Annotated in this window: 20 protein-coding genes; 7 read left to right on the forward strand and 13 right to left on the reverse strand. The window is 68.6% G+C overall.

The features are described 5' to 3' along the window. Nucleotides 1–233 precede the first annotated feature (233 nt). A complete protein-coding gene (locus EV647_RS27040; RefSeq protein WP_134007686.1) occupies nucleotides 234–1,241 on the forward strand; it encodes a LacI family DNA-binding transcriptional regulator in 1,008 nt (335 codons plus the stop codon). Here the strand turns inward: EV647_RS27040 and EV647_RS27045 are convergent. The 3 genes from EV647_RS27045 to EV647_RS27055 all read right to left on the reverse strand — a co-directional run bounded on the left by EV647_RS27045 (nucleotide 1,213) and on the right by EV647_RS27055 (nucleotide 4,579). Further along, nucleotides 1,213–3,315 (reverse strand): molybdopterin-dependent oxidoreductase, encoded by a 2,103-nt coding sequence (locus EV647_RS27045; RefSeq protein WP_134007688.1) that lies wholly within the window; start codon nucleotides 3,313–3,315, stop codon nucleotides 1,213–1,215. The two genes, EV647_RS27040 and EV647_RS27045, sit on opposite strands and share 29 nt — an antisense overlap. Before the next feature lie 66 nt (nucleotides 3,316–3,381). Next, nucleotides 3,382–3,897 (reverse strand): AAA family ATPase, encoded by a 516-nt coding sequence (locus tag EV647_RS27050; protein WP_133785829.1) that lies wholly within the window; start codon nucleotides 3,895–3,897, stop codon nucleotides 3,382–3,384. An 82-nt stretch (nucleotides 3,898–3,979) separates the two neighbouring features. Next, nucleotides 3,980–4,579 (reverse strand): TetR/AcrR family transcriptional regulator, encoded by a 600-nt coding sequence (locus tag EV647_RS27055; RefSeq protein ID WP_134007690.1) that lies wholly within the window; start codon nucleotides 4,577–4,579, stop codon nucleotides 3,980–3,982. Between the two features lie 79 nt (nucleotides 4,580–4,658). Between EV647_RS27055 and EV647_RS27060 the strand changes: the two genes are divergently transcribed. From EV647_RS27060 to EV647_RS27070, 3 genes are read left to right on the forward strand one after another with little or no spacing between them, the layout of a single operon-like run. Then, nucleotides 4,659–5,198, forward strand: a complete 540-nt coding sequence (locus tag EV647_RS27060; RefSeq protein ID WP_134007692.1) for a 2TM domain-containing protein — start codon at nucleotides 4,659–4,661, stop codon at nucleotides 5,196–5,198. Between the two features lie 40 nt (nucleotides 5,199–5,238). Further along, a complete protein-coding gene (locus EV647_RS27065) occupies nucleotides 5,239–5,880 on the forward strand; it encodes a Pr6Pr family membrane protein (protein WP_134007694.1) in 642 nt (213 codons plus the stop codon). Nucleotides 5,881–5,884: 4 nt separating this feature from the next. Further along, nucleotides 5,885–6,535 carry a class I SAM-dependent methyltransferase gene (locus EV647_RS27070; protein WP_134007696.1) on the forward strand — a complete coding sequence of 217 codons (651 nt, stop codon included), beginning with the start codon at nucleotides 5,885–5,887 and terminating at the stop codon, nucleotides 6,533–6,535. Between the two features lie 76 nt (nucleotides 6,536–6,611). On the opposite strand, the gene EV647_RS27075 is transcribed toward EV647_RS27070, so the two are convergent. After that, on the reverse strand, nucleotides 6,612–7,238 hold the full coding sequence (locus tag EV647_RS27075; protein WP_134007698.1) for a transglycosylase family protein: 627 nt from the start codon (nucleotides 7,236–7,238) through the stop codon (nucleotides 6,612–6,614). A gap of 433 nt (nucleotides 7,239–7,671) precedes the next feature. Between EV647_RS27075 and EV647_RS27080 the strand changes: the two genes are divergently transcribed. After that, nucleotides 7,672–8,271, forward strand: coding sequence for a DNA-binding response regulator (locus tag EV647_RS27080; protein WP_238177412.1), 600 nt, complete (start codon nucleotides 7,672–7,674; stop codon nucleotides 8,269–8,271). On the opposite strand, the gene EV647_RS27085 is transcribed toward EV647_RS27080, so the two are convergent. The 9 genes from EV647_RS27085 to EV647_RS27125 form a co-directional block, all read right to left on the reverse strand. Continuing rightward, nucleotides 8,250–9,947, reverse strand: a complete 1,698-nt coding sequence (locus EV647_RS27085) for an ABC transporter ATP-binding protein (protein WP_134007701.1) — start codon at nucleotides 9,945–9,947, stop codon at nucleotides 8,250–8,252. The two genes, EV647_RS27080 and EV647_RS27085, sit on opposite strands and share 22 nt — an antisense overlap. Continuing rightward, a complete protein-coding gene (locus EV647_RS27090; RefSeq protein WP_238177413.1) occupies nucleotides 9,944–11,578 on the reverse strand; it encodes an ABC transporter ATP-binding protein in 1,635 nt (544 codons plus the stop codon). The genes EV647_RS27085 and EV647_RS27090 overlap by 4 nt, the downstream gene beginning before the upstream one ends. 14 nt (nucleotides 11,579–11,592) lie before the next feature. Further along, nucleotides 11,593–13,449 (reverse strand): prolyl oligopeptidase family serine peptidase, encoded by a 1,857-nt coding sequence (locus EV647_RS27095; RefSeq protein WP_202876336.1) that lies wholly within the window; start codon nucleotides 13,447–13,449, stop codon nucleotides 11,593–11,595. Nucleotides 13,450–13,738: 289 nt separating this feature from the next. After that, nucleotides 13,739–13,876, reverse strand: a complete 138-nt coding sequence (locus tag EV647_RS27100) for a SapB/AmfS family lanthipeptide (RefSeq protein ID WP_130387812.1) — start codon at nucleotides 13,874–13,876, stop codon at nucleotides 13,739–13,741. 4 nt (nucleotides 13,877–13,880) lie between these two features. Beyond that, the gene (lanKC, locus tag EV647_RS27105) at nucleotides 13,881–16,454 is read right to left on the reverse strand and encodes a class III lanthionine synthetase LanKC (protein WP_134007705.1); all 2,574 of its coding nucleotides are present in this window, start codon (nucleotides 16,452–16,454) and stop codon (nucleotides 13,881–13,883) included. A gap of 241 nt (nucleotides 16,455–16,695) precedes the next feature. Continuing rightward, nucleotides 16,696–17,757, reverse strand: coding sequence for an ABC transporter ATP-binding protein (locus EV647_RS27110; protein ID WP_134007707.1), 1,062 nt, complete (start codon nucleotides 17,755–17,757; stop codon nucleotides 16,696–16,698). Next, complete coding sequence (modB, locus tag EV647_RS27115; protein WP_134007709.1) at nucleotides 17,754–18,560, reverse strand: molybdate ABC transporter permease subunit; 807 nt, start codon at nucleotides 18,558–18,560, stop codon at nucleotides 17,754–17,756. The genes EV647_RS27110 and modB overlap by 4 nt, the downstream gene beginning before the upstream one ends. Then, nucleotides 18,557–19,333 carry a molybdate ABC transporter substrate-binding protein gene (modA, locus tag EV647_RS27120; RefSeq protein ID WP_134007711.1) on the reverse strand — a complete coding sequence of 259 codons (777 nt, stop codon included), beginning with the start codon at nucleotides 19,331–19,333 and terminating at the stop codon, nucleotides 18,557–18,559. The genes modB and modA overlap by 4 nt, the downstream gene beginning before the upstream one ends. Continuing rightward, nucleotides 19,333–19,728: a molybdopterin-binding protein gene (locus tag EV647_RS27125; protein WP_134007713.1), complete on the reverse strand. Its 396-nt coding sequence runs from the start codon at nucleotides 19,726–19,728 to the stop codon at nucleotides 19,333–19,335. The genes modA and EV647_RS27125 overlap by 1 nt, the downstream gene beginning before the upstream one ends. 100 nt (nucleotides 19,729–19,828) lie before the next feature. Between EV647_RS27125 and EV647_RS27130 the strand changes: the two genes are divergently transcribed. Then, a complete protein-coding gene (locus tag EV647_RS27130) occupies nucleotides 19,829–21,751 on the forward strand; it encodes an acyl-CoA dehydrogenase (protein WP_134007715.1) in 1,923 nt (640 codons plus the stop codon). Continuing rightward, nucleotides 21,744–22,367 carry a hypothetical protein gene (locus tag EV647_RS27135; RefSeq protein WP_134007717.1) on the forward strand — a complete coding sequence of 208 codons (624 nt, stop codon included), beginning with the start codon at nucleotides 21,744–21,746 and terminating at the stop codon, nucleotides 22,365–22,367. The genes EV647_RS27130 and EV647_RS27135 overlap by 8 nt, the downstream gene beginning before the upstream one ends. The last annotated feature ends 71 nt before the right edge of the window (nucleotides 22,368–22,438 follow it).

Here is a 22,438-nt window from a genome sequence, read left to right on the forward strand (position 1 = left end):
TCCTAGACAGCTCAGAAACCTAGACAGAGAACGGCGTGCGCCACTCCAGGCACGCTCAAATCACCCACACATACAGCAGAAGAGCCGGATATCCCCGCTGGTGGGGAGCGGGACGGTTTGATCAAACGGTCACTTTGTGTGCCTAGGTGATGACAGAGGGTTGAAACGGCGTCACACTGAAGGGTGCTGGATCGACCGTCAGCGATCCGGCCGCCCGTGAGGAGGGTGTCGTCGTGTCTCGTGTGACCATCAAGGAGATCGCCCGGCGTTGTGGGGTCTCCCAAGGAGCGGTGTCGTACGCGCTCAACAACCAGCCCGGGGTGTCGGAGGCGACCCGGGCGCGCGTGCTGAAGGTCGCCGCCGAGCTGGAGTGGGTGCCGAACCGAGCAGCGCGGCAACTGTCCGCCGCGCGCAGTGAGACGTTCGGGCTGGTGCTCGCCAGGTCCGCGCAGACGCTGATCGAGGAGCCGTACTTCATGGGTTTCGTCGGCGGCGTCGAGTCGGTCCTGTCGGAGAAGTCGTTCGCGTTGGCCCTGCAGGTCGTGGCCGACCTGGACGAGGAGGTCGCGACGTACCGGAAGTGGACCGCCGAGCGCCGCGTCGACGGCGTGATCGTCGTCGACCTCCGGGTCGCCGATCCCCGCATCCCGGTACTGCGCAAGCTCGGTCTGCCGGCCGTTCTGGTCGGCGATCCCGCGCTCGCGGACGGGATGCCGTGCGTCTGGACCGACGGCACCGCGGCGATGACCGCGGCGCTCGATCATGTGGAGTCGCTCGGGCACCGGGTGATCGCGCGGGTCGCCGGTCCGCCCGAGTTCGGCGACGTCTGGATCCGTGACCAGGCGTACGACGTGGCCGCCCGCCGGCTCGGTTTGACGACCTCGGTCCATCACACCGACTACTCGGCGGCGCAGGGCGCCGATGCGACACGCGACGTACTGGCCGCCACCCCACGGCCCACGGCGATCATCTACGACAACGACCTGATGGCGGTGGCCGGTCTGGCCGTCATCCAGGCGCTCGGCCTCCGCATCCCGGACGACATCACGCTGGTCGCCTGGGACGACTCGGCCCTGTGCCGGATCACGCATCCGACCCTCACGGCCCTGAGTCACAACGTGGTCGGCTACGGCGCCGAGGTGACGCACCGCCTGCTGGATGTCCTGGCGGGGGCGCAACCCCAGTCCCACCTGTACTCGACGCCGCTGCTGCTCATTCGGGAGAGTTCTGCCCCGCGGTGACGGTCACGGGGACTCCGTTGACGGCCGCGGTGCCTGACGTGGGGTCGATGCGGCTGCGATCGGTGATGTCGTTGGCGCTCGGCCCCGCGAGCTGATTGGCGACCGTCAGACGGGTGCCGGGACGGTTGTGGCCGAACCCGTGCGGCAGGCTGACCACGCCCGGCATGATGTCGTTGCTAGAGGCAACCTCAACCGAGATGGAACCGGCCGCGGAGGTCACTGTCACCACCTGGCCGTCGGCGAGGTCGCGGTCGGCCAGGTCGTGCGGATGCATCAGGAGCTGGTGGCGCGGCTTCCCCTTCACCAGCCGTGCGGAGTTGTGCATCCAGGAGTTGTTGTTGCGCAGGTGCCGGCGGCCGATCAGCAGCAGCTCGTCGGCCGCAACGGTGGTCAACGCGTCCAGCCGCGGCAGGTCGTCCAGGATCATCCGCTGCGCGAGGTCGATCCGCTTCGACTTCTTGTGCAGAGCTTCGGGCAACGCCGGCTGCAACGGACCCAGGTCGACCCCACCCGGCGAGCGCCGCAACTTCCCGACGGACAAGCGATATGGCCCGATCCGCAACCCCGCGTCCACGATCCACCGCGGCGACAGTCGCAGTCGTGCCGTCGTCTCGACCCGGCGCCGGTTCCAGGGAGTACGCCGTATCAAAGCTAGCCCGAGATCCCGGAAGATCTCCCAGTCGTGCCGTGCCTCGGCGGGCTTCGGGAGTACGGCGTCGTTCCACCGCGCGGTGTTCCGTACGGCGAGTTGGTGGAAAATGATGTCGTAGTGGTCCCGCTCCAGCGGCGGCGCCGGTGGCAGGATCACGTCGGCGTGCCGCGTCGTCTCGTTGATGTACGGATCTACCGCGACCATGAAGTCCAGCGACCCGAGCGCCTCGTCCAGCCGCCGCCCGTCCGGTGTCGACAGCACCGGGTTCCCGGCGACGGTCACCATCGCGCGGATCTGGCCTTCACCCGGCGTGAGGATCTCCTCCGCCATCGTCGATACCGGCAGCTCACCACCGAACTCCGGCAACCCGCGCACCCGGCTCTTCCAGACGCCGATATGCCCGCGCCCGAGCCCGAGCAACGTGTTCACCGCCGGCCGCGGGAACATCGTCCCGCCGGCCCGGTCGAGGTTTCCAGTGATGATGTTCAGCACCTGGATCGCCCACTGGCAGATCGCGCCGAACTGCTGCGTCGACACCCCGACCCGCCCGTAACAGGCCGCCCGGTCGGCCGCCGCGAACTCCCGCGCGATCCGCCGGATCACGTCCGCCGGAATCCCGGTGATCCCGGCTGCCCGCTCCGGGGTCCACGCCTCGACCGCCGCCTCCACGGCCTCGAATCCGTCGACGTACTCCGCCGGCCGCGCGGAGCCCTGCGTGATCACCTCGTGGATCAGCGCGAGCAGAAACGCCGCGTCCGTCCCCGGACGGACGAAATGGTGCTCGTCGGAAACCGCTGCAGTCTCGGTCCGGCGGGGATCGATGACGACCAGCTTTCCGCCGCGTTTCCGCAACTCCTTCAAACGTTTTCCGAACCCGGGAGCGGTCATCATGCTGCCGTTCGACGCCAACGGATTCGCCCCGAGCATCAGCAGGTACGACGTCCGGTCGATGTCCGGCACCGCGACCATCAACTGATGCCCGTACAGCAGGTACGACGCCAGCATGTGCGGCAACTGGTCGATCGAGGTCGCACTGAACCGGTTCCGGGTCCGCAACTGCCGGACCATCGTCGGTAGGTGCGTGAGCGCGCCGAGACTGTGCACGTTCGGGTTCCCCAGGTACACCCCGACCGCGTTCCGCCCGTGTTCGCGCTGGATCCCGGTGAGCTTGTCGACGACGAGCTCGTACGCCGCCCCCCATCCGATCTCCTGCCAGCCGTCGGGAGTACGTCGTACCGGCGTGGTCAGTCGATCGGGGTCCTCCTGGAGATCGCGCAGTGCGACCGCCTTCGGGCAGATGTGACCGCGCGACAGCGGGTCGGACTCGTCGCCGCGGATGTCGGTGACCTTGCCGTCCTCGACGGTCACCAGGACACCGCAGATCGCTTCACAGAGATTGCAGGACGTCCGTCGTACGGTCATCCACTCAAACTACCCCCGGGTAGCAGACGGGTCACCTTGTCGCTGCGCGTCAAGTTGGTGACGGCGTCAGTCGAAGCGTGCCTCGTCGAGACGCCCGAGGATCGCGTCGACGGTCTCGCCGACCGACAGGTCGGAGTTGTCCAGCCACAGGCCGCGCCGCGGACTGAACGCGTGCAGTTCGTAGTCGAGCTCGTCGACCAGATGATGCGCGCCGCCGCCGAGCCGGGTCGAGATGATCTCCGGTCGCGGCGTCAGTACGACGAGGTACCGCGGCCGGGTCTGGATGCCGTCCAGGAACTCGCGCAGCAGTTCGCCGATCACCACGTCCTGCAGGACCACCGTGAAGCCGGCGTTCGCGTACTCGTCGGCGGACTTGCAGGCCAGCCGGTAGCGCAGCTGCAGTTGGCGTTGTGCCTCGAGCACATCGTCGGCCATCGAGGCCTGACCGCTGACGATCATCCGCCGGAAAACGTCCCCCCGAAGATGCACGCCGTACTGGAATCTCTCGGCGAGCATTTGGGACACCGACGACTTCCCCGCCGCCATGATTCCACTGACGACGATCACCCCCTCTGACTCCATGCGGTGATCGTGCCACGTGCCGCGAGGTTTTAGTCCGGTCTCGGCGATTCTTCTCCGAAAACCCAGGTTTGTAAGGGGTTACTCAGGCTATGAGCGTCTCGAGATGATGCCGCAGGATCTGCCGGATCCGGGTCGCCGTGCTGCGTTCGGGTTGGATTGCGGCATGCAGGGCGAGGCCGTCGATCAGGGCATGCAGGCGTTCGGCCTCGCGGCGTAGATCGAGACCGTTCTTGAGAGCTCCGTCGTCGGCGAGCGAGTTCAGCAGCGACTCGCACAACCGGCGTAGTCCGTCGTGCACGGTGTCGACGTGTTCGTGCAGGCTGCCCGCGCCGGTCTCGGCCTGGGCCTGGGCCATGAACGCCATCCAGACGTCGAACTCCGCGCGCCGTTCGGCGTCCAGCGGGAGGGCCTCCTCGAGGTACCGCAGCGCGATCGCGATCGCGCTGCCCTTCGGCTCGATCGCGCTGACCCGCTCCGTCACCCGGCGCGACACCAGGTCCATCGCGAAGCTGAGCAGCCCGTCCTGGTCCGGGAAGTAGTAGCGCACCGCGCCCGCGGACCAGCCCGCCTCGGCGGCGACGGTGCGGACCGACGCCGCGCGGATCCCGTCCCGGCGGACCACCCGCCACAGCGCCTCGGCGATCTCCTCGCGACGGACGGCGTGATCGACGATCTTCGGCATGCCGTCCTTTTTAGCACAGCTGTGTTAGTCTCGTTTTACAACACAGTCGTACTGAAAACTTTCTCGGAAGGGGAACGCCGTGCTGATCGCTGTGATCGCCGCGTGCGAGATCGGATTCTGGGTCCTGCTCGCCGGCGGCCTGGTGACGCGCTACCTGTTGCGGCGGCCGAAGGCGGGTCTCGTCCTACTGGCCGGCGTACCGCTGGTCGACGTCGTGATGCTGGTCGCGAGCGTCCTGGACATCCACCGGGGAGCGGAGCCCGCGTTCAAGCACTCGCTGGCCGCGATCTTCATCGGCGTCAGCGTCGGGTTCGGGCACCAGACGCTGAAGTGGGCGGACCAGTGGGCGGCGCACTTCCTGGGCGGCGCGCCGCGTCCGGTGAAGCCGCCGAAGAAGGGCCCGGAGCGCGCGCGCCGCGAACGCGCCGGCTGGTTCCGGCACCTGCTCGCGTACGTCGTCGGCGTTGGCATCATGATCGGCCTCGGCCTGCTCTCCGGTCGCGGGTACGACGCGGTCCTCGCCGCGGCCGGCACCTGGACGCTCGTGCTGGCGATCGACGCGGTCGTCTCGTTCAGCTACTCGTTCGACGGGGCGTCCCGGGAGAAGCAGTCCGCCTGACCTCCCGGGATCGCCCGGTAACTCGTCGTACATTCTCGGCATGACAATGGTCGGGCGGATCTGGGCGGCGATCACCGGGCTGATCGTGGTGTGCGGGATCGTCATCCAGTTGGTGGTGACGGCGACCGGACACGAGGGGTTCTTCCCGGACAACCCGGAGCGGGTGTTCAACGTGTTCGCGTTCTTCACGATCCAGTCGAACCTGCTGCTCGGTGGGACCGCGCTGATGCTGGCCGCACTTCCGGACCGCCCGCGGAGCCGGCTGTTCGACACTCTGCGGCTGAACGGCGTCCTGTGCATTGCGGTGACCGGGATCGTCTACCACGCCGTACTGGCCGGGACGGACGACCTGCACGGATGGGGGTCGGTCGCGAACTTGCTGCTGCACACCGCGGCGCCGGTCGTCGGCGTACTGGGCTGGCTGGTGTTCGGGCCGCGTGGCCGGACCGACTGGGGGATCGTCGGCTGGTCGATCGTGTACCCGGTGCTGTGGCTGGTGTTCACGCTGGTCCGCGGCGCGTTCGTCGGTTTCTATCCGTATCCGTTCGTGAACGTCGACGAGCACGGGTACGGAAAGGTGCTACTGAACTGTCTGCTGGTGGCGGTACTGTTCCTGGCTCTGGCGGCGGGGGCGACCACCCTCGACGGCAGGTTGCGCCGGAAGACCACCGTCGAAAGGTAGACCCGTGCTGGTGACCTCGCGCTCGTACGCCGAGTACGAAGCGATGTTCGACCTGAAGGAACTCCCCGACTCCGTGCTCGACTGCTGCGCGGGTGGTGCCGGCTTCACCGCCGAGGCCGCGGCCCGTGGCGTGGACGCGATCGCCGCCGATCCGGCGTACGAGCTGGACCATCCCGAACTCGTCGACAGCGTCCGGCGCAGCCTGCCGGCGACGTCGGGGATCGTCGGCGAGCACGAGGGGAGTTTCGTCTGGCACTGGTACGGATCGCCGGAGCGGAAGGACCAGCTCCGGATCGAGGCGGCCGACCGGTTCCTGCAGGACGTCGCCGCCGCGCCGGAGCGGTACGTCGCCGCGGGACTGCCGGATCTGCCGTTCGGCGATCGGCGGTTCGAGTTGGTGCTGTGCTCGCACCTGCTGTTCACGTGGGCCGACAAGTACGACCGGGACTGGCACGCGGCCGCGCTGCGTGAGCTGATCCGGGTCAGTAACGCCGAGGTACGGATCTTCCCGCTGGTGCTGCAAGGGGCCGGCGAGCCGATCCCGTGGCTGCCGGACCTGCTGGATTCGCTCGAAGGGGTGACCTACGAGATCCGCAAGGTGCCCTACGAGTTCCAGGTAGGCGCCGACCAGATGCTGGTCATCACCCGCACCTGATCCACTGGGAAAGCCGTCCGGGGTGCCGGGCAGGTGGTGGGAGGACGGTCTGCCACCGGCCCGCCCGGCTGCCGGGTCAGCGGAGGTACTTGCCGCAGACGGGCCAGGGGGAGGCGCCGCGCTGCGCGTAGAGCTTCTTCGCGCGCATCAACTGCTCGGCCGCGGAGGCGTTCGCCGGGTTGCCGGAACCGCCGACGCTGCGCCAGGTCCGCAGGTCGAACTGGAACAGCCCGTAGTAGCCGGCCGGGTTCACAGCGCGCGGGTTGCCGCTGGACTCGCAGTTCGCGACCTTGGCCCAGGCGCCGCTCAGGTCGGCCTTGCCGCTCCTCGTCGCAGGGCGGTCCTCGGAACGGTTGGGCCGGGCCTTGCGCTCGGTCTTCTCGGACTTCGAGGTCTTCTCGGCCTTCGTGGTGACCTTCTTCGGCGCGGCGGCGGCCTTCTTCACGCCGTCCAGCGTCAGGGTCTGACCGATCAGAATGAGGTTGGGGTCCTTCAGGTTGTTGATCCGGGCCAGTTCGTGCCAGTCGGTGCCGTTGGCCTGGGCGATCTCGGAGAGGGTGTCGCCGGACTTGACCTGGTAGTCGGTCGCGAACGCCGCACCGGCGCCGGCTGCGGTGATGCCGGCTCCCAGACCGGCGATGGACAGGGTTCGAGCCACCCGGCGGGTACTTCGCCGGGTGCGCGCATGTCGGGCCTTGGACATCTGAAAAGCGCTCCTTGTGAGGTTGGGCATGGTGGGACGCACCAGGCCCCCCGTGCAGGGGAGAGGGGCACTCGGACAGGTCACAGGACGGCGTCCGAACGGTCACGCCCCGGTAACGGCGTGACCTGAGTCATCCTGTGGGACGTTCGGCGGAAACGCAACCCCAGATTCCGATCTGCCCCGAACTTTTTCCAGGGCCTGACATTCCGAAACCCCAACAACAGAACGGTTTCCGGGCTCGGCGCGCAGGGCGACGATGGGCGGAACCGATCGGTTTACCACCGCTTGGAATCGGCTGTCCGGGGCTGTCTCGGCGGCGTTGTCCCGTGTCGTCCGGGCGGTTCGCTCGTTATCGAGACACGGGTGCCGCGGTCCGGCGATCGCGGCGTGGCAGCCGGTGGATGAGGCGACGGATGTGATGGGGGCGGAAGCGGTGATCCGAGTGGCTCTCGGCCATCACGGCACGTTGGTGCGTGGTGCACTGGCTGCGGTGCTGGCAAGAGAGAACGACCTGGACGTGGTGGCCGAGCTGGACCGTTCGGAGGACGTGCTCCAGGTGGCCGGGCGGCGTCCGGACGTGTTCCTGCTCGACCCGCAGCTGCCCGGCCGGATCCGGATCGAGGAGCTGTGCCGCAAACTCGCCGGGCGCGGGGTGCTGGTGCTGATCGACCACGAGGCGATCGCGGCGACCAGCCTGGCGCTGGTGAAGCAGGCGCCGCGGATCGGGTTGATCGCGACCGATGCAACCACGGACCTCCTCGTGCAGGCGGTGCGCGACGTCGCGAAGGGGCTGCCCGTGGTCGACGTACGGCTGGCTGTGGCGGCGTTGAAGGCCGGTGACAACCCGCTGACCGATCGCGAGTGCGAGGTACTGCGGCACGTCACCACCGGCGCGACCGCGCAGGAGGTCGCCCGTACGCTCAGCCTCAGCGCGGGCACTGTGCGGAACTATCTGTCCCGGATCCTCGCCAAGACCGGATCCCGCAGCCGGATCGAGGCGATCCGGAAGGCTCAGGACGCCGGCTGGATCTGAGCAGCTGTCCGGGGTGCGGGTGTCCAGCTGCCGTGCAGATCGCGGTACATGCGGGACGTGCGCATCAGGGTGACGTGGGTCCCGAGCGCGGCCTGGTTGCCGTCCAGGACGAGGATGCGACGCGCGCGCAGGGCGGAACTGATGCGGTGCGCGATCACGATGAGCGTTCCGTGACGCTTCGCGAACGCCTCCTCGGCCTGCCGTTCGGCCTCGGGGTCGAGGAAACAGGTCGCTTCGTCGAGCACTACGAGCGGTGCGGGTGACAGATAGGCGCGCACCAGCGCGAGCAGTTGCTTCTCACCGGCGGAGAGCTCGTTCGGCCGGACGGTGGCGTGCAGGCCGCCGATGCGTTCGACGAGTTGCTCGGCGCCGATAGCCTTCGCGGCGAGCTCGAGTTGGTGATCTGTTGCATCAGGCAACAAGTAGGCCAGGTTGTCGCGGACGGTGCCGCTGAAGACGTAGGCCTCCTGCGGGATCAGTACGCGGGTCTTGGCGAGCCGTTCCGGAGTCACCTCGGCAGGAGGGGCGCCACCGACCAGCACGCGACCGCTCGTCGGCGTGAGCATGCCGCAGACCAGGCCGGCCAGCGTCGACTTGCCGATGCCGCTGGGGCCGACGACGGCGAGGTGTTCACCCTCGGGGATCGTCAGCTCGAGTTGGTCGAGCACCGGCTCGGCTTTGGGACCGTATGCGAACGTCAGCGCACGCAGGCGGACCTGGTAGCCGTTCAGCTCGTCGACCGGTCGCGGATCCTCGGCCGGTGTCGAGGCGTCGAGGATCCGGCCGAGCGTGATCACGTACCGCAGGCCGCTGTCGCCCAGAGCGTTCATCACCGTGTTCAGCGCCGGTTGCAAGCCGATCAGGACGTAGGTGAGCCCGCCGAGCAGCGTGCCCGTGCTGACTCCACGCCCCACCAGCCACGGCCCCGCCGCGAGCAGGATCAGCAACGGAAGCCAACCGCCGACCGCGAAGCACAACGTCCGTAGCGCCGACACTTTCGCCAGGGCGCGCTCCGCCGCCGCGTGGGCCTCGATCGGCTGGCCGGCCAACCACTCGGCGTACTCCTCGGTCCCGGCTGCGGAGATGTCGCGTACTCCGCCGAACACCATCCCGGCCGACGCGGCGAGTTCCTCGTCCGCGGTCAGCGAGGCGCGCACCCGGTCCGCTGCCATCCCGAGCACCGCGAGCGACAGGAGAAATCCCAGCAAGAACGGCGGTACGACGAATGCGGCGACGAGCGGAGCGAGTGACAACAACCCGGTCAGTACGCCGAACAACGTGACCGCAAAACTGCGTAGCACGAGGACCAGACCCGCGAACGTATCGCGGACAATCTCCACCTGCCGGTTCAGTCGCGCAACCGCCCCGTCGTCTCCGGAGCGGAGAGCGCCGCCGACAACCCGGCGTACCAGATCGTCTCGCAACGGCTCGACCAGCTCTCCGAGCCGGCCGTACACCTGCCGCGCTCCGGCCGCACCCAAACAAGCCGTCGCGACCAGCCCGCCCAGCCAGGCGATTCCTTGCCACGCATGCCCGTCGAGAAAGCTGTCCGTCGCCCGCGCCACCGCGATCCCGTACACCGCCGTCGGCAGGATCTCCGGAACCGACCACCCGATCAACCTGACCGTGGCCCGCTTCCGCAGCGCGGCAGCGCCGTACGACAGCTCTCGTCTCATCCGAAGACAGCTCTGTAGGACGTGTTGTGCCAGAGGTCGGCGTGCGGAGCGATGGCTTGGACCTGGCCGTGGTCGAGCCAGATGACCAGGTCTGCGCGCGCGGCGGTGGCCGGGCGGTGGGTGACGATGAGGCGGGTGCGATGGTGCCGGTCCTCGGTGAGGGTGCGGCTGATCTGGCGTTCGGTCGCGGTGTCCAGGCTCGATGTCGCGTCGTCGAGGACCAGCAGGCGACCGGCCGACCAGGCACGCGCCAGGCCGAGGCGTTGCCGTTCGCCGCCGGACATCGGTGCCTTGCGCAACGAAGTGAAGTACCCGTCGGGCAGGCGGCTGACGAAGTCGTGGGCGTGGGTGGCGCGGGCGGCGGCGAGCGTACGGACCGGGCTGACCGCGTGCGGGTCGATCGCCTCGCCGACGGTCCGGCCGACCAACTGCGGACGCTCGAAGGCGCATCCGACCGCGCTGCGCAGCGCGCGCCGGCTGACGGCCTGCAGCGGTACGCCGTCCAGCGAGACCTGTCCGGTCGACGGGTCCCGTAGCCGCGCCGCGACCGCTGCGAACGTCGACTTGCCTGCACCGCTCGGGCCGACGACAGCGATCGTGATCCCACCCGGGAGATCGAGATTCACGTTGTCCAGCAGGACGCTCCCGTCGGCGACCACGCTGACACCGTCGAACGTCAGCTGTCCGGGACCGGCCGGCAGCGTCAAGGTGCCGTGGGCGACTGGCTCGACGGCGATCACCTCACCGGTCCGCTGGACGCCGGCCTTCGCCCGGGCGAGCTCGCCGAGCACACCGGTCAAGTTGCCGAGGCCGGCGCCGAGCACGGCGTACTGCGAGGCAGCGAACAGCTCGCCCGCGGTGATGTTGCCGGCCACGAGCTGCAGTCCGCCGACGGCCAGGACGGCGACGAGGACGAGCGGGCCGACGACCGCGGCCTGCGCGCCGGAGCGAGCCAGGATCCGCCAGGTGACGACGCCGTTGCGGTGCAGTTCGGGGAGCAGACCGAGGATGCGGCGCTCCTCGCGTTCCGTCGTACCGGCGGCCGTGATGGTGCGGATGCCGGTGAGCGACTCGGACAGCAGGGCGGCGATGCGGCCCTGGGTTTCCTGGTAGGCGAGGCTGACGTCGGCGGTCCGCTTGGCGAAGGTCCAGAGGACAAGGACCACGAGCAGGACGCCGCCGAAGAACGCGGCAGCCAGCCAGGGGTCGATCACTGCCAGCAGGACGAGACTGCCGAGCGGGGGCGCGATCGCGGCGATCGCGGTCACCGCGGCCGGTCCGGCCTGGGCGGCGTCGGTGGCGTTGGCCGAGACACGGGTGACGAGGTCGCCGGTCTCGAAGTCGCGCGTACCGCCGGGGCCGCCGCGAACGACGTGCCGGACCAGCCGATGGCGGAGCCAGGCCGTGGTCTCGGCGACACAGGCCGCACCGGCGAACGCGTCGACGATGCTCGCCGCGATCCCGAGCCCGATCAGCCCTGCCGCGACAATCAGCCAGCGCGTATACCCGGTGCCGGCCACGATCGAGTCGACCGAACGACCGAGGATGGTCGGGAGCGCGAGCGTGACGGCGCTGCCGATGAGCGCGTTGACCCCGATCAGCGGCAACCAGCCCCGCCCGTGCTTGGCCACTTGGTTGAAGGTGATCATTGGCTCAGGCCCGTCTCGGTGGCGATGAAGGCGAGCATGTCGGCGGCGAGGTTGATGCCGCCGGTCGTATGTCCGGCGTTCGGCTCGAATCTCAGCAGCACCGGCCGGCTGCTCGCCGTCGCGTGCTGCAGCGCCGCGCACAGCTTCCTCGCGTGCAGTGGATCGACGCGGGTGTCGTTCCCGAAGGCCGTCAGCAGCACGGCCGGGTACTTCACGCCGTCGGTGACATGGTGGTACGGCGAGTAGCTCGCGAGGGTCTTGAAGTCGTCGGGGTCCTTGACCGAGCCGTACTCCGCGATCCATCGCTCGCCGAGCCCCGACAGCTCGTACCGGATCATGTCCGTCAGCGGTGCCGAGCAGACCGCGGCGGCGAACAGCTCCGGGCGTTGGGTGAGTGCAGCCGCGGTGAGGAGGCCACCGTTCGACTCACCGCAGATGGCGAGTTGGTCGGCGGTGGTCCAGCCTTCGGCGATCAGGTGCTCGGCGGCGACGATGAAGTCGTCAATGGTGTCCTGCTTGTCGTGGCGGGTGCTCGATGCGCCGTCGCCACGGAGTGTCGCGGTGACGAAGGAGCCGCCTGCTTCGACCCAGGCCAGCGCGAAGGCGGAGTACGTCGGGGTGAGCGCCTGCCCGAACCCGCCGTACCCGTAGAGAATCGTGGGACGCGGTCCTGGTTTGCCGATCACCCTCAGCTCGACACCGGAACCAGCCGTCAGCCGATGCGTCTCGGCCTCGTGCCCACCGCCTTCCGCGCTACCCCAGTCCGTTGTGTTGTGGGTGCTCGCGTCGTAGCAGTAGGCCCTCGGCGGCGTGACGCTGTCTGTGTAACTGAACCAAGCGCGATTCCCGTGCGCCGTCAAAGAACCAACCGATCCTGCACCGGGCAGCTCGACCCTGCCTTGCCCTTCACCCGTCAAACGGTCGTGGACGGTGATCTTGGTTGCCGTGCTGACCAGGACGACGTCGTCGAGGACGGCGAGACCGGTCAGCGGCGCGTTGGGCTGAATGTAGTCGTGCCAGACCGTTGGCTCGGTCGGGTCGCCGACGCAGATTCTGCCGGTGGGCGCGTCCTGCGTGGTGACGACGTACAAACGGCCGTCCGGACCGACCGACATGATCGTGGTCGCGTCCTGCGGGAGGTGCCGCGGCGGCGCGTCCGTTGTCAGGTCGGCGAGCCACACCTCGGTCGTCGTACAGATCGTCAGCCAGCGGCCGTCCGCGCTGATCTCCAGCCCGTACGACGCCTCGTCGGCGAGGATCGTGGCGTCGTCGGGGTCGCCTACGCGGTGGCGGCGTACCTGACGGAAGCGCACGTAGTAGAAGGTCTCGTTGTCCGCGAGCCAGGCCACGGGGGAGTAGCGGCAGCCGTCGATCGGGCCGTCGATCAGCTCGCCCGTCAGTAGGTCGAGGACGTGGAGCGAGGAGCGTTCGTCGCCGCCGCGGGACAGTTGGTATGCCAGCTTGGTGCCGTCCGCAGAGGGCTGCCAGGCGTCGAGCGTGGTCAGGCCGCTCGGATCGAGTTGCTTCGGGTCGATGAGCGGCGTCTCGTCGACGTACAGCACGGCGTACTGCTGCCCGGTCTCGCGGCGCAGTGTGAAGCAGCGGCCACCGCGCCAGACGGGCGTGGACACGCTGCGGACGTCGGACAGCTGCCGGACGCGGTTCTTCCAGCGGAACCGGCTGGTCAGGGACGCGGCGTACGTCAGCCACAGGTCGTCCTGGTCCCGGAGCCAGTGCTCGGAGGCTGAAGCATCCTCGAGCCAGCGGTACGGGTCCGCGACGGTACAACCGTGCACCTGCTCCACGAGCGTCAGACGCTCGGCGCATGGATAAGCCTGCACGGAGACAATCACCTCACTCTCCTAGGGCGTGGCTCTCAACCTCACGCCTACTGCGCGGCACTCGGCGGGCACCTCGCCGAGCGGGAGCGAAGGGAACGATGACACCACATCGACCCCTCCGCTCCCGCTCACCGAGGCACTCCGCCGAGCACCTGCTCGCGACGGCGTGAGGTTGAGAGCCACGCCCTTGTCCACCAACACAACGAGCCCGCGGGCCCGGGGCTACCGGTCCGGAGACAGGTCGGCCCTGGGCGGGTACTGCCCGCCCAGGGCCTCACTACCTGACATACAGGTGCCGTTATCAGTGGCAGAGCAGCAGGCTCAGGTTGCTCGGGGTCTGCGAAGCGCAGCCCAGCACGGTCAGCGTGGAGCCGCCGTGGTGGTGGCCGCCGTGGCCGTAACCCGGGGTCTCCAGACCCTGAAGGTCGAGAAGTGCCATGTGTTTACACCTCCTTCGGTGCAAGTCGTCGGGATGAGGACTCGGACCACTGGGGAGGTCCGAGGAACGGGAGGGACACCGGCGCAGGATCCGCATGGTGCAGCGCCGTACCCAGAGCCAGCAGGACGCCGGCCGATCCGGTGGCCAGGTCCATCGAGAGACGGAGCAACTGGTTGCCCGGGTACGCGAGACCGCCCTCGAACGGCATCGCGTGCCAGCCGAGGCCGTGCACGAGGTCGTCGACCGTCGCCTGGTCCTCGCCGAGCGCAGCGGCGGTGAGGAGGAGGCCGGCGCGACCCATGAACAGGCCGGGCTGGACGTAGTAAGAACAGTGAGTGACCCGCTTGAGCTCCTGGAGCGTGGCGGCGAACTCTTCGGACGGGCGGTGGCGCAGGTAGCGTTCGAGCACGAGAGCGATACCGGCCGAGCCCTCTTCGAGGTACGGCAACGTCCGCCAGCCCTGGTTGACCTGGCGCATCCCGTCCTCGGTGAGCACGGTGCGCTTGAGGTCCTGCCGGATCGCGATCTCCGCAAGGTCGAGCAGACCGGTGTCGCCGAGTTGCTCGAACGCGTTGAGGAACAGCAGCGCCGGACCGGAAGCGCCGTACATGAGGCCGGCACGGGCATGCTGACCGCCACTGATCTCGGGTACGTCTTGGTCGAGCCGGTCTGCGACCAGGTCGAGGACTCGGACGGCCTTGGCCCGCAACGCCGGCTCGGTGTCGAAGTGCAGAAGGTTCAGGCCGATGCCGGACAGGCCGGAGTGCAGTCCGAGCTCGCGGGAGCTCCAGTCGTCGGCGAGAGTGCGTTCGATCAGGTCGAGCGCGTCCTGCCGGTGACCGAGCTCGTCGAGGACGTGCGCGACGCCGTGCAGACCGTCGTACAGGCCGGGGCCGGCCGCGGTGTTCAGGGCTTGCTTGCGCAGCCAGTCGTCGTACTCCGGGAAGCGTCCGGCGCCTGTCCTGGCGAGCGCGTAGAGGACACCGGCCGCACCGGTGGCCAGGTCGATGCCGCCGCCGTCGCGGAACTGCGCGATGTCGCCGGGGAACAGGCGGTCGGTGCGTTCCGGGGTCGCTGCCGCGACGATCGCCTTGGTGAGTGCCGCGCGTACGTCGGTCCACTCCGCCTCGCCGGGCAGGGCCAGGTCTTCGAGCTCGTTGGTGGTGTTGGCGCCGACGATCGTCCGGACGGCCTCGTCGAGCGTCGCGCGCGGCACCGGGAACGTGTCCGCGATCATGTCGGCGAGCTGGAACGCCTTGCCGGGGTGGAGATTCAGCAAGATCGTTGCCTGCGGCGCGTAAACGCCGAGCGCGATACAGGCGAGCGCATACCGGTCGACGTCGACACCTTGCCGGTCCTGCGGAGCGGCGTACCCGGGATGGGCGAGCGTCGAGCGCGCGTGGTCCTCAGCCTTGGTCGCGACCTCGAAGTCGATCAGCGTCAGCTTGCCGTTCACGTCGAGCAGCAGGTTGTCCGGATGCAGGTCGCAGAACACCACGCCGCGCTCGTGCAACTGGCCGACGGCCTCGCCGACCTTGGCGATCATCGCGGTCGCCCATTCGGCGTACGCCGCCTTGTCGGCCTCGGTCGCGTCCGGATGCGTCAGCGGGTAACGCCGTACCAGCTCACGTTGCAGTGACACCGAGTCGATGTGCTCCTGCACGAGGAAGTGATGGTTACCCAGCTGCAGGTAGTCGTGCGTCTTCGGTACGGCGTCGAGGCCGTCGAGCTGCTCGAGGATGTCGCGCTCGTGGGCGATCCGCGCGACCGCGTCCCGCCCGGCCATGTCGAGACCCGCGTGCGGGCGGCCCTCCTTGAGTACGACGCGGTCGCCGGTCTCGTTGTGGTGGCCGAGGTACACGCCGCCGCCGTTGGAGAACTGGATGACGCCGTCGATCGTGTACGCGAGGTCGTTGGTGGTGACGGCATTGCGCGCTTCGAGGTGCGGCCGCAGGAAGTCCGGGAGCTCGACACAGGGCGGCAGGACGAAGGTCGGGCCGCGGTGGTCGGGGACGAGATTGCCCTGCGCGTCTTCGATCGCCAGGACGCGTTCCCCGGTCGGGGAGAGGCAGTATCTGCTGACGAAGGCGCCGTACCGCACGAACAGCGGACCCTCGGCGTAGCGCAGATCGCTCAGGATATAGGGGCCTTCGACGCCGTGGAGGACCTCGTCGAGCTCCTTGAGCACGAGCTCGAGCTGCGTGTCGTCGGTCGGGTAGATCGTCACCAACTTGCCGCTCGACCCGCGGGGAGCGGCCTTCGAGTTCGTCATCACCAGGACGGCCTCGTTGCGCAGGAACTTGAACGCGATGCCGCGCGGGACGCAGTACTCCCACACGGCCTCGAGCGTCGGCCCGACGTCCTGGAGCCGCGCCGAGACGTGAATCTTCCAGCCCTGCTGGGGAAGCCGGAGACCGTCGGGCGCGTAGTGCATCCACTGCTCGCCCGGCACGTGCTGCCAGCCGCTCGGCACCGGCCGCTGTGTGATCGCGAAATCCGGATGCTGCGCACCACGGTTGGCCGGCGTCTCGTAGAACCGCCGATCCGCAAGGCAGTAGAACTCGTAACTCTCGTGCATGACTGTCCGACCCCCCTTTCGTGGTCCCGCCACATCTTGGGCGCCCCGGGAGGGGTCGGCGTAGTGCACGATGTCATCACTCTTACGTGAAGAACGCACACACTACGAGTGAGTAAGTAGACACTCTTCGTTACCGAATCGAGTATCCTGAGCGCAAATCACCCCGCGACAACATGTCAATCCACCGCAAGAACATCACGGCCCGTAACTTCCGTCGGTCTTCGTCGTACAGCCGGCGCGATCAGACCGGGTAGGTGTGGACCTCGGTGGCTTTGAGGGTGGTGTGGAGGGGTTGGCCGGGGGTGAGGTGGAGGTCGGCTACTGCGGCGGGGGTGATGTCGGCGAGGAGGTCGGCGGGGCCGCTGGGGGAGGCGTCCAGGCGGACTCGGACTGTGTGGGCGTGCTGTTCTATGCCGGTGACCACCGCGGGCCAGGTGTTGCGCGGGCTGCCGGACGGGGGCTCTACGTAGAGGCTGACGGCGGTGGGCGGGAAGGCTACGTGGACTGGGCCGGTGGCTGGCTCGGCGAGTGTGATCGTGCCGCCCTCGGGCAGTCTGACTGCGGTGCCTGAAGCGTCGCCGCGGTAGAGGTTCAGGCCTACTAGTTGAGCTACGTAGTCGGTGCGGGGGCGGTGGGCCACCTCGGTGGGTTTGCCTTCCTGGACTACCTGGCCGTGCTCGATGATGACCAGGCGGTCGGCCAGGACCATGGCGTCCAGCGGGTCGTGGGTGACCAGCAGGGTGCGGCCTTCGAAGCGGTTGAGGTGCTGGCCCAGTTCGGCTCGGACATGAAGCGTCGTACCGGCGTCCAGTGCGGCCAGTGGTTCGTCGAGCAGCAGGAGCTCGGGGTCGGTGGCCAGCGCGCGGGCCAGGGCCACGCGTTGGGCTTGCCCGCCGGACAGAGCGCGGGGGCGAGTACGGGCGTACTCCGACAAGCCGACTGTTTCGAGCCAGCGCGAGGCCTCCAGCCGGGCGGTCTGCTTCTCTACACCGCGGGCGCGAAGACCGAACGCCACGTTCTCCAAGCAGTTCAGGTGGTTGAACAGCAGGTAGTCCTGGAACACCACGCCGATCGGCCGACGGTCCGGCGTACGAAACGTGCGCGGCGGCTCGTCCCACACCGTGTCGTCCAGGGCTATGCGTCCGCGGTCCAACGCGAGCAGTCCGGCGATGGCACGGAGCGCTGTGGTCTTGCCGGCTCCGTTGGGGCCGAGAAGCGCGACAACCTCACCTGGCTCGACAGTCAGGTCCAAAGCAAGCTCGAAGGAGCCACGGCTCACCTGCACATCGGCGTACAGAGTCAACGAAGCCCACCGATCCAGCGTTCGCGGAGAGACGCCAGTACGACGACAGACACCAGCAGAAGCACCAGGCTCAGTACGACGGCCACCTCGGGATCCGTCTCCAACGCCAAGTACACGGCCAGCGGCATGGTCGTCGTACGGCCCGGGAAGTTGCCCGCGAACGTGATGGTGGCGCCGAACTCACCCAGTGCCCGAGCCCAGCAGAGCACCGTCCCCGCAACAACGCCAGGTGCGATCGAAGGCAGGGTCACGCGCCGGAACGTCAGCCAGCGTCCGGCACCGAGTGTTGCGGCCGCCTCCTCGTACCGCGGGTCAGCAGCACGCAGCGCGCCCTCCACGGAGATCACCAGGAACGGCATAGCCACAAAGGCTTCTGCAACAACCACACCGGCAGTGGTGAACGGCAGCGATACGCCAAACCACGTGTCGAGGTGCTGACCGACCAGACCGCGCCGTCCGAGCACCAGCAACAACGCAACGCCACCAACCACCGGCGGCAGCACTAGAGGAACCGTCACGAACGCGCGGATCACACTCCGCCCCGGCAACCCGCCACGGGCGAGCAACCAGGCCAGAGGAATACCTAGTAGCAAGCACAAGGCAGTGGCAAGAGTCGCGCACACCAGCGACAGCCGCAGCGCCTGCCACACGTCGGCGCTGAACAGGCGGTCCGGCAGCGTCGACCAAGGCGCCTTGATCAGCAGACCAACCAAGGGGACGAGCAGGAACGCCAGACCGAGCAGAGCAGGCAGCAGGAGTACTAGAGGCAGCCGCCCGCTGGTGCTCCTGCCACGACGGCTCACGGCGCGTCGAAGCCCGCGGCGGTCAGGACCATCTTGCCCTTGTCGGACAAGACGTAGTCGACGAAGGCCTGGGCGCCGTCCGGGTTCGGGGCCTTGGTCAGCGTGGCGATCGGGTACTCGTTGACGGCCTTGCTCGACTCCGGGAACTCGATGCCCTCGACCTTGTCCTTGGCGGACAGTACGTCGGTCTTGTACACGAGGGCCGCGTCGACCTCACCGAGGCTGACCTTGGTGAGCGCCGCCTTCACGTCCTGCTCGAGGCTGTCCGGCTGCGCGGTGATGCCGACCGCCGCGAACACCTTCGCGGCCGCCGCGCCGCACGGCACCTGGGCCGCGCAGATCGCGAGCTTCTTGTTCTTGTCCGCGAAGTCCTTGATCCCGGTGATCTTGCCCGGATTCCCCTTCGGTACGGCGATCTCCAGCGTGTTCTTCACGAAGTTCGTCGGCGTGGCCTTGTCCTTCACATCGTCCATGTTCTTCGGCGCCGCCGACGCGAAGACGTCCGCCGGCGCTCCGGAGTTGATCTGCTGCGCGAGTGCGGAGCTGCCGCCGAGGTTGAAGGTCACCTTCACGCCGGGGTGGGCGGCCTCGAAGTCCTTGCCCAGCTGGGTGAACGTGCCGGTCAGCGAGGCGGCGGCGAAGACGTTCACCGTGCCCGACAACGCCGACGAGCTGGTCGACGGAGACGATGCCACCGGCGTGTCGCCGCCACACCCGCCAACGGCGACCGCAGCGACCGCGGCAAGGGCGGCGAACGCGGTACGGCGGAACATCAAGCCTCCGGGATCTCGACGACGACATGGGTGGACTTGATGGAAGCGACGGCCACCACCCCTGGCTCCAGGCCGAGCTCGTCGGCGGCCTCACGGCTCATCAGCGACACGACGCGGAACGGCCCGGCCTGCATCTCGACCTGGGCCATCACACCGTCCTTGAGCACCCGGGTGACGATCCCCCGCATCCGGTTGCGCGCCGACGCCGCGGCGGTGTGACCCGGCTCCGGCGAGTCCGCCAGCTCCTGCGCGAACGCGGCGAGCACTTGCCCGTCGACGGCCATCCGGCCGTTCTCCTGCTTCGACCGCAGCCGGCCCTGATCGATCCAGCGACGCACGGTGTCGTCGCTGACCCCGAGGAGGGCGGCCGCCTCACTGATCCGCAAGTTCGGCACGGAAGACAGCCTACCGCCGCAGATGCGGATTGATGCCAGGTTTTCCACAGTCGCGAAGCGGTGACGGAAAGTAGTGGCGATTCCTCGTAAGTTAGAGGACATGAGCACATCGGCGATGCGGGACTACTTGGACGGGCCGCACAAGGCGGCGCGGGACGTCGTGCGGGCAGGGCTGGGCGCGCACGCTGACTTGGGTGACCTGGCGGTCCGGCTGCCGCGGGACGAGTACCGGGACCGGATCCTCGACCTGCTGCTGCAGTCCGCCAAGGACGGGCTGCCCGCGCGGGGCTATCCGAAGGAGTACGGCGGCGAGGCGGACCTGGGCGGGTTCATCGCGGCGTTCGAGACGCTGGCGTTCGGCGACCTGTCGCTGATGGTGAAGGCCGGTGTGCAGTTCGGCCTGTTCGCCGGCGCGATCCAGCACCTGGGGACCGAGAAGCATCACGAGCGGTATCTGGCGGATGCGATCAGCGGACGGCTGCTCGGCTGCTTCGCGATGACCGAGACCGGTCACGGGTCGAACGTGCAGGCCCTCGGCACGACGGCGACGTACGACGAGGCGACGGGAGAGTTCGTCGTCCACACGCCGTCGGCCGCGGCGCGCAAGGACTACATCGGCAACGCGGCACGGCACGGGCGGATGGCCGCGGTGTTCGCGCAGCTGATCGTCGGCGGCGAGAGTCATGGTGTGCACTGCCTGCTGGTGCCGATCCGGGGTGCGGACGGTGCGGCGCTACCGGGCGTGACGTTGTCGGACTGCGGGCCGAAGCTCGGGCTGAACGGGGTCGACAACGGGCGGATCGTCTTCGACCAGGTCCGGGTGCCGCGGGACGCGTTGCTCGACCGCTACGCGCAGGTCGATGCGGACGGCAACTACAGCAGCGCGATCGAGAACCCGGACCGCCGGTTCTTCACCATGCTCGGCACGCTGGTGCAGGGCCGGGTGTCGGTCGGCGGCGCGGCGATCAACGCGAGCAAGGTGGCGCTGACGATCGCGATCAGGTACGGCGCTCAGCGGCGCCAGTTCGGTGCTCCGGGAAGTAGCGAGGAGGCGATCCTGCTCGACTACCGGATGCACCAGCGCAGGCTGCTGCCGTTGCTCGCGCGGACCTACGCACTGCACTTCGCGCAGGCCGAGTTGGTGGAAGAGTTCGCCCGGGTGTTCGACGACGACGAGGGCGAGCACGACCGGCGGGCGCTGGAGGCGCAGGCGGCCGGGACGAAGGCGCTCGGGACGTGGCACGCGACCGAGACGATCCAGATGTGCCGCGAAGCCTGCGGCGGCGCGGGGTACCTGGCGGAGAACCGGCTGGCGGCGCTGAAGGCGGACACCGATGTGTTCACCACCTTCGAGGGCGACAACACGGTCCTGCTGCAGCTGGTGGCCAAGGGTCTGCTGACGGACTACCGCGAGTCGTTCGGCAAGCTCGACCCGTTGGGTACGGCGAGGTTCGTCGCGGCGCAGGCGGTGGAGATCGCGGTCGAGAAGGCCGCGCTGCGTCCGCTCATCGAACGGCTGCGAGACGTAGTGCCGAATCGGAGCGATGCGGCGGACCCGGACGGCGGGCTGCGGGACGACGCGTACCACTCGGGACTGCTGCGTTTCCGGGAGCAGCACATGCTGTCCGGGGTGGCGCGGCGGCTGAAGGGCGGGATCGACGCCGGGGACGATCCGTTCGACGTGTTCAACCGGTGCCAGGACCACGTGATCGCGGCCGGACGGGCGCATGTGGACCGGATCGTTCTCGAGGCGTTCCAGACCGCGGTGCGGAACGCGCCGGAGGAGATCCGGCCGCGGTTGCAGGATGTGTACGACCTGCACGCGCTGGCGACCATCGAGGCGGAACGCGCGTGGTACCTCGAGCACGGGCGGTTGTCACCGGGGCGGTCGAAGGCGATCACCGCGCTCGTCAACGAGTTGTGCGCGGTCGTCCGTCCGGCCGCGGTGGAGCTCGTCGACGCTTTCGGAGTACCGGGCTCGGCAACGGAGGTGCCCATGGTTGTACCGTCACAGCATGAGTGAGTCGACCGAACCCGCGTCGGCTGCCGAGGCCGCCCGTGAACTCGCCCGGGTGCTGCTGGAGCAGGCTGACGCGCTGGACCTGCACGACCTGCGGGCCACCGGCGCGATCGAGAACGTCCGGGTCCAGGCCCGGGCGCTCGCGGACGCCGTGCACGAACGAGGCTGGGGTGACATCTTCCTCGGGATCGACTCGTACGACCCCGACGAGCTGGACGACCTGCCGCTGGGACCGGACGACTTCGACGACCCCGCGGACTACCGGGAGATCGTCGAGGGCGGGTCCCTGGACGACCTCGAGGAGCTGGAGCCGCTGCTGCCGGAGAACGGGGTCCGGCTCAGCTACCAGGCGCGGTACGACTACGTGGTGACGGACCCGGACGCCTTCGTGCGGTACGTGCGGAGCCGCGCGGACGAGGCGCAGAACGACGAGGTGGTCGACGACATCGAGGACGCGCAGTCGGCGTTCGAGCTGCTCTGCTACCTCGACGGGCTGGGCTCGAAGGAGTACGAGTCGTTCGGACTCGTCCCCGGCGGCGGCGAGGAATCCCACAAGATCGTCCAGTTCTCCCTGTGGGACCTGGACCCGACCCGGCGCGACGACACCTATCCGTACTAGGCCGGGAAAAACCAGCCCGGAAACAGAACCGCCTCGCTGTACTGGTCCCCAGCAGCACCAGTACAGCGAGG

Origin of the sequence: Kribbella sp. VKM Ac-2566, assembly GCF_004366005.1 — a bacterium.
In the GTDB taxonomy this organism is placed as follows: Bacteria; Actinomycetota; Actinomycetes; order Propionibacteriales; family Kribbellaceae; genus Kribbella; species Kribbella pratensis.

What these genes read in the sequence shown, in the direction of transcription:
- EV647_RS27045 (WP_134007688.1), bottom strand. Translation starts at nt 3,315, where the DNA reads ATGACCGTACGACGGACGTCCTGCAATCTCTGTGAAGCGATCTGCGGT.
- EV647_RS27100 (WP_130387812.1), bottom strand. Translation starts at nt 13,876, where the DNA reads ATGGCACTTCTCGACCTTCAGGGTCTGGAGACCCCGGGTTACGGCCAC.
- EV647_RS27050 (WP_133785829.1), bottom strand. Translation starts at nt 3,897, where the DNA reads ATGGAGTCAGAGGGGGTGATCGTCGTCAGTGGAATCATGGCGGCGGGG.
- lanKC (WP_134007705.1), bottom strand. Translation starts at nt 16,454, where the DNA reads ATGCACGAGAGTTACGAGTTCTACTGCCTTGCGGATCGGCGGTTCTAC.
- EV647_RS27130 (WP_134007715.1), top strand. Translation starts at nt 19,829, where the DNA reads ATGAGCACATCGGCGATGCGGGACTACTTGGACGGGCCGCACAAGGCG.
- EV647_RS27135 (WP_134007717.1), top strand. Translation starts at nt 21,744, where the DNA reads ATGAGTGAGTCGACCGAACCCGCGTCGGCTGCCGAGGCCGCCCGTGAA.
- EV647_RS27085 (WP_134007701.1), bottom strand. Translation starts at nt 9,947, where the DNA reads ATGAGACGAGAGCTGTCGTACGGCGCTGCCGCGCTGCGGAAGCGGGCC.
- EV647_RS27055 (WP_134007690.1), bottom strand. Translation starts at nt 4,579, where the DNA reads ATGCCGAAGATCGTCGATCACGCCGTCCGTCGCGAGGAGATCGCCGAG.
- EV647_RS27075 (WP_134007698.1), bottom strand. Translation starts at nt 7,238, where the DNA reads ATGTCCAAGGCCCGACATGCGCGCACCCGGCGAAGTACCCGCCGGGTG.
- EV647_RS27065 (WP_134007694.1), top strand. Translation starts at nt 5,239, where the DNA reads ATGACAATGGTCGGGCGGATCTGGGCGGCGATCACCGGGCTGATCGTG.
- modA (WP_134007711.1), bottom strand. Translation starts at nt 19,333, where the DNA reads ATGTTCCGCCGTACCGCGTTCGCCGCCCTTGCCGCGGTCGCTGCGGTC.